General features: G+C 68.2%; 2 protein-coding genes. Both read right to left on the reverse strand.

Annotated elements, in window-relative coordinates:
- A partial coding sequence (gene yidC, locus AB0B91_RS66360; protein ID WP_358343325.1) for a membrane protein insertase YidC occupies positions 1-885 on the reverse strand: 885 nt, incomplete at its 3' end.
- Positions 886-888: 3 nt separating this feature from the next.
- Positions 889-1,152 (reverse strand): membrane protein insertion efficiency factor YidD (yidD, locus tag AB0B91_RS66365; protein ID WP_358343327.1); only part of this gene is annotated, 264 nt, incomplete at its 5' end.

Below are 1,152 nucleotides of genomic sequence, written 5' to 3' on the forward strand. Positions count from 1 at the left end.
GGCGGCCTGCTCGGCCGCGCCAAGGCCGCCCGTCTTCGCCGGCTGCACCGGGTTGCGGGTCGAGGTGCCCGGCTTGCTGGTGGCGGTGGGCGGCGGCGGGAACTTCCGCAGCACCCACTGCTGCTGCGCCAGGGTGAAGAGGTTGTTCGTGACCCAGTAGATGATCACACCGATGGGGAAGATGGCGCCGGAGATGAGCAGCGACAGCGGGATGCCGTAGAGCATCAGCTTCTGGATCATCCGCTGCTGCGGGTCCTCGGCCCAGCCGGTCTTGAGGATCATCTGGCGGCTGGTGAGGTAGGTGGTGCCCATCATCACCAGGACGAGGATGCCGGCGATGATCTTCACGGTGGTGCCGTTGGCGCCGAGCCGGGCCAGTTCCTCGGCGGTGGAGCCGAACTTGCCGGCGATCGGGGCGGTGAAGAGCTTCGCCGCCGAGGCGCTCTCGAACTGGCCGAGCGTCCAGCCGTAGAGGGTCTTGCCGGCCTCGCTCTTGTCCGGGTTGAGGCGGCGGAGCACGTGGAAGAGGCCCAGGAAGACGGGGATCTGGAGGAACATCGGAAGGCAGCCCATGAGCGGGTTGGCCTTTTCCTTCCGATAGAGCTCCATCATCTCCTTCTGGAGCGTCTCCCGGTCACCCTTGTGCTTCTCCTGCAGCGCCTTGACCTGCGGCTGGAGGGCCTGCATCGCCCGCTGCGACTTGATCTGCTTGACGAAGACGGGGAAGAGGATCACCCGGACGGTGACCACCAGGAAGACGATGGCGAGGATCCAGGCCCAGTTGGTGCCGATCACGGCCGCGTCCGGCACCCCGATGGCGTCCCAGGCCCCATGCCAGGCCAGCAGGATCCACGAAATCGCGTAGTAGATCCAGTCGAGACTCAATTCTCAGGCTCCAGTCACATCGGCACGGCGGCGGCCGCCCGGCTCCGGCACCGGGTCGTGTCCACCTGGGTGGAAGGGGTGGCAGCGCAACAACCGCCGGGCCGTCAGGCCCGCTCCCCGGATCGCGCCGTGCACCGCCACCGCCTCCAGGGCGTAGGCACTGCACGACGGGTAGAACCGGCAGCGGGCCGGCAGCGGGCGGGCCTCGCTCGGCCTGGAGCTGCGTGACCTGGCCGCGGCGAAGAAGAAGCTGGAGAAGGCGGCCGC

The sequence above is a fragment of the Nonomuraea sp. NPDC049141 genome (assembly GCF_040648415.1).
In the GTDB taxonomy this organism is placed as follows: domain Bacteria; phylum Actinomycetota; class Actinomycetes; order Streptosporangiales; family Streptosporangiaceae; genus Nonomuraea.